A 5,594-nucleotide genomic window follows, 5' to 3' on the forward strand; every position below is an offset into this window, starting at 1 on the left:
AACCCGCCTTTCCTTTTCAGGGGATCAGAGAAATTATCAATATTATCAAAATTATCAATATTGTCAGTCCCCCAAAATGACAATTTCCCTTTGCCCCACAAATTCATTCAAGTTTTAGGACAATGAACACAAAAAAAGATCGAGGACGCGAGGACGTGAACACGTGAAGACGAGACTTAAGAGACTTGAGGGACTTTAGAGAAAAGGAGAAAAAACCGGGGATGCAAAGACGAGAGGACGAGAAACCCAGCCCCAATCTCCATACCCCATGCCATTATCCGCGGGGATCCGCGCTGAACGCAGTTCATCCGTGGCATCCGCGTTCCAATTGTTAGGGATAGACTGAAGGGACTTTAAAGACTTGAGAGACTTGAGAGAAGGAGAGAAAAAAGCGAAGACGCGAGGAGGCGAAGCCCCATGCCCCGTGCCCCATACTCCATGCCATTCACCCGGAAGAGTTATCCTCAAAAAGAGGAAGTGACAATTATGATAATATTGATAATATTGATAATTTCTCAGCGCGGAAATGATTCATACAGCCGGCTCCTTCGGGATGGTCCCTTTTCCCATAAGTGCTTTGCGATTTATGGCAAATCACCGCTGGCCCCAGTTATTCTGTCGCCGCTACGCGGCTTAACGAAGAGGGGGGGGCGCTCCTTCCACCATACTGTCGCCGCTACGCGGCTAAACCCCAAACCCCATGCCCCATGCCATTTCCCCCGACAGAGATATCCTCAAAAAGAGGAAGTGATAATTATGATAATATTGATAATATTGACAATTTCTCCATCAGAAAAAGGAGCGTTCTTTATGGGAAACCAGGACGCGCGGAAATGCAATCTCCGCTCAGCGGGGCACCAAGCTTTCCCAGGCGTTGCTCTAACTGGGGCTATTGTTGGCTGGCCGTCCATTTTTCTGAAGTTTTCAACATGTTAATAAGTATCGGTAAAAGGACTTTCTTTTTCTTTTTTTGCCCGTAAATTTGCATATACCCATCCGGATTTAACACGTTAAACGTCTGCATATTTTAGATATGCCGGGAATTTTTTGCCCCATTCAGAAAATTATTTAAGACGCTCATAAAGAAAAGATTGCACCCAATGGCCCGTAAACAAACCACTCAAAAAGAACAAAATGAAAAGCTGGAGCTGGATTTTTCATCCGGTCAAAACACCCCCGATCTGCTGTCGCTGATCGAATCCATCACCTGGAGCGCCGAAGAGATCCGACTTGAATTCAAGATGATGGCTGAGCAGAGCGCCATCACCACCCTGGCCGACTTCCTTTCCGTCACCCGCGATCAGGCCGTCCTCTTTGCCGTCATTACCGAGATGAGTCTGCAACAAAACGTCACCATGGACATGCTGGCCCGTTTTATGAATTGCAAGATGGTCCGGATGATGGCCATCCTCGACAACCTGGAAGCCCTGGAACAACGTTTACTGATCAAGCGTATCGGGGGCGCCGACAAACGCAGGGAGGCCTTCAGCCAACTGGCATTTACCGTTCCGAACCACGTCCTGGAAGTCCTTCGCAAAGCCGACAACAGCCTGCTGGGAAAAAAGTCCCCCTTAACTTTCCCTGCTCTGCTCGACCAGCTGAAGCTGGCCCTCAACGACCGCGAAGACGACATCATCTCCGTGGAGCAGTTCCTGCACGAATGTGAAGACTTGATCAGGCAGGGCGAGAACATCCCCTATGTGCATTTTCTCAATGGCAAGCTCAACAAGACCAGCAGCAAGATCGTGACGATGATCATTGTCCTGTCCTGCCTGAACGGGAAAACCGAAAATTACCCTGAAAACTTTTACGAGATCGTTTTCAGCAGCATCCGCGAACAGGTCGAGTTCAACCACCTCATTCAAACCGGTAAGCACGAGCTCTTGCGATCCGGGGTACTGGAAGTGAGCGGCTCCGGCCACGATGCCCGCAGCCTGAACCTGGGCAGTGCCTCACAAAACCTGCTGTTCATCGACTTCCCCGAGCTCTTTGAGCAGACCGTCCCTGCCGAGGGGCTGATGCTCCACCACAAGATCGCCAAAAAAGAACTGCACTTCGACCCTGAGATCAACGACCGCATCAGCGACCTGGAGCGGCTGCTGGGGGTTGAGGAGTTCAGCCGTTACAGGGAAAGGGCCAAAATCCTTGGCATCAGCCACGGCATCACCGCCATTTTTTATGGCTCGCCGGGAACAGGCAAAACCGAACTGGCCCTTCAGATCGCCCGCAAGACCCGCCGCAACCTGATGATGGTTGACCTGAGCGAGACCCGCAGCATGTGGTTTGGCGAAAGCGAAAAAAACGTCAGGCGCATCTTTGAAAACTACCGCGACGCGCTCAAGACCTCCCCCACCGAGCCCATCCTCTTCATCAACGAGGCCGATGGCCTGTTCTCGCGCCGGCTCGACATCGGCCGGGGATCTCATAGCATATCGCACACCCAGAACCTCATCCAGAACATCCTGCTGCAGGAACTCGAGGACTTCAAAGGCATCCTCATCGCCACCACCAACCTCACCGGCAACCTCGACAAGGCCTTTGAGCGCCGCTTCCTGCTTAAAATCGACTTCCCCCGCCCAGGCAGCGGCGTTCGCCAGCAGATCTGGCTCAGCAAGCTGCCCGAGCTAAGCCCCGAAATGGCCCTTACCCTGGCCGAACGCTTCGACTTTACCGGCGGACAAATTGAAAACCAGGTCAGGCAACTCCTTATGAAACGGGTCCTCAACGAAGACCTCGACCTCTTCGAAACCCTTCTGCAAACCTGCGAACAGGAAACCGGATTTACCGACAGGAAACCAATCGGATTCAACGGGTAACCGCTTGGGGTTGTGTATGCTTTCAAATAATCGGTAAGCAAAGTCTTCTTTTTCCCTTGCTTAAAATTTCAATTTAAAATAAAGCGACTCCCCCATCAAAAATGAGAAAGAAAGTCGCTGAATATCTGAACCCAAAAAAGAACAGCCGCTGACAATCAGCGGCTGTTTTCTTATTTCCAACTATTGGATTCTAAAATAGACTGTTTGACTAAAATGCCCTGACTGCGCGAACTCTAAAATTATAACCCTTCCATTGTCTATACCCTTCGGATGGTCGCCTGTAATAGGCATTGCTTGAATCAAATTGTGATGAACTCCAGTAATACGAGTTAAAATCTCCCCCAAGACCGTTAGAATACAGATTAAGAAAAATTAAATTCAGCTCCTCATAAGAGGGAAGGTACCAGTCACTATAACCGTTCAGGCTCAGGTTGTCGCAAACCCTGGCTGCAATGTTATCCTGGCTGCAGTTGACCACGATGGCAGCGGTATTGGCCGCCCCGGTGCCAAAGGCAGTGCTGGTTCCTGGGATATTGGTCCCAGCGCAGCCCCAAACGAAACTTCCCTGATCGGAAGGTGCACAGACCAGTCCGTGTTCGCCCGTCTCATCCAGGTAGAAAATAATTCCACCGGCATAATTCTGGCCAATGTAGGGAGTGCTTGGGGTGGCAGTGGTAAAGACCTTTTCTTCCCCATAAGTGGTCCCCACGCTGTTGGAAACGTAAGCCCGGACATAATAGGTCTTGTTGGCCAGGAGTTCGGTCATTGAAGAAACAAAGGCACCTGAACCCGCTCCCTCCTGGGTTTTCCAGTTCCCGGTGGTGGGATTGGGGCTGACGCTCCAGCAAACCCCTTTCTGGGTCACCGGGCAGTTTCCGTCATCCGTTACATTCCCGCCTGCAGTGGCTGTGTAATAGCTTATCTCGGTAATATCCGCAGTGATTACGGTGCCAACCAAACCCGTGCTGACCGTCACCTGGTTGCCATACCCCGTGCCAGTGCTGTTGGTGGCATAGGCCCGGATGTAATACACCGTTCCGCAACCACTCAGGTCGGTCACCGTGCTGGTAAAATAGCCTACACCGCTGCCATCTTCAGAATGGCTGTCGGCCAGGGTGGGATTCTGGGCGGTGCTCCAGCAGACCCCGCGGGCAATGATCGCCGAGCCCCCGTCCTGGCTGATATAGCCTCCGGAACTGGCGGTGGTTGTGGAGGTCATGGCCCCATTCAAAGTCCCTATCGTGGGCACTGTTGGTCCTGGGTTCACCAGGTCGGTGGTGGTAAAGCTGAGCTGATTCCCGTAGGTGGTGCCCAGGCTGTTGGTGGCATAGGCCCTGACGTAATAGGTGGTCAGGGGGTTCAGCCCATTCATCGTACTGTTATAGCTTGCCGGGCCTGTCCCGTCGTTGGTAAAGCTATTGGCCAGGGTGGGCGTGGGATTGATGCCCCAAACCACGCCCTTGGCGGTGATGTTCGAGCCGCCGTCAGAAGTGATGGTTCCACCCGATCCTGCAATGTTTGAAGAAATGCCCGTGATGGCCTTGGTGGTCAGCACAGGGGCCGTAAGGGCGGTGGTGGTAAACGAATATTCGTTGCCATACACCGTGCCCGCGCCGTTCACGGCAAAGGCCCTGACATAATACTTGATGGCGGGGGCCAGGCCTGTCATCTGCAGGCTAAAGGTCCCCAGGCCTCCGGCCTGCGACACGTTAAAATTGGCCGTGGTGGGCGCTGTGGTGGTGGCCCAGCAAATGCCCCTGCTGGTCACCGGCGAGCCGTTGTCCGCAGTCACATTCCCCCCGCTGGTGGCGGTGGTGAATGATATGGCGCTTACGGCCGTGGTGGTGATGGAGGCCAGGGCCAGGGTGTTGGTGGTGAAGCTCACTTCATTCCCGTATTTGGTGCCCTGGGTATTGGTGGCATAGGCCCTGACGTAATACTTGGTGGCAGGGCTCAGGCCGGTCATCAGCGAAACGAAGGAGCCTGTTTCGGTCCCTTCGCTGGTGTGTGCATTGGCAATGGTAGGTGCGGTGCTGGTCGACCAGCAGATGCCGCGGGCCGTTAAGGCACTGCCCCCGTCGTTGGTAATGTTTCCGCCGCCCTGGGCCGTGGTGTGCGAAATGTTGGAAACGACCGTGGTGGTCAGCGAGGGGGTGGTCAGAGCCAGGGTGGTAAAGCTCAGCGCACTGCCATAACTGGTCCCCAGGGTGTTGGTGGCGAAGGCCCTTGCATAATACAGGGTGTTTGGCAATAGGCCGGTCAGCTCCCCGCTAAAGGTCCCCAGTCCGCCTCCCGCCAATACGTGGGCGTTCGACAGGGTGGGCATTGGGGTGGTGGCATAGACGAAACCACGGGCAACCACCAGCTCGTTCCCGGTAGTGCCAACCTCACCCGATGCCATGGCTCCGCGGTAGGAAATGGCGTTCACCGTGGTAGTGCTGACCGAAGGCAGGGTCGAGCCGGGGGTGTTGGGACCCACATAGCCCGCATTGAGCGTCTGCCCATTGGTAAAACTTACATACAACGAATCCGACAAAATCACCACGTCTTCAACGGTCACGGGGAAAATCACTTCCCCCCCGTTGGTCAGCGAAAGCACGTGATCGCTATAACTCAGGGTCTGCAATTCATTGGTTACGGATCCATCCACCTCCGACGTCAGGTAGCCTGCCGTGGCGTGATTGCCCCAGCCATAGGCGGTGTTCCAGTTGGAGACATTTGAAGCAGTAATGTTCTGGGCCACGGAAGCCGAAAAGAGCGGATCACTCTCCGTAAAAC

2 protein-coding genes are annotated in these 5,594 nt (G+C 53.7%); one reads left to right on the forward strand and one right to left on the reverse strand.

Translation table 11 applies throughout. From position 1 onward, the window contains the following. Positions 1-1,100: 1,100 nt before the first annotated feature. Positions 1,101-2,816 (forward strand): ATP-binding protein, encoded by a 1,716-nt coding sequence (locus V2I46_14030; GenBank protein ID MEE4178619.1) that lies wholly within the window; start codon positions 1,101-1,103, stop codon positions 2,814-2,816. A 208-nt stretch (positions 2,817-3,024) separates the two neighbouring features. Here V2I46_14030 and V2I46_14035 read toward each other — a convergent pair. Beyond that, positions 3,025-5,594, reverse strand: a 2,570-nt coding sequence (locus tag V2I46_14035; GenBank protein ID MEE4178620.1) for a hypothetical protein, incomplete at its 5' end; no start/stop codon positions are given.

The sequence above is a fragment of the Bacteroides sp. genome (assembly GCA_036351255.1).
Lineage (GTDB): Bacteria > Bacteroidota > Bacteroidia > Bacteroidales > UBA7960 > UBA7960.

Coding starts and splice junctions, on each gene's coding strand:
- V2I46_14030 (MEE4178619.1), top strand. CDS start 1,101: ATGGCCCGTAAACAAACCACTCAAAAAGAACAAAATGAAAAGCTGGAG.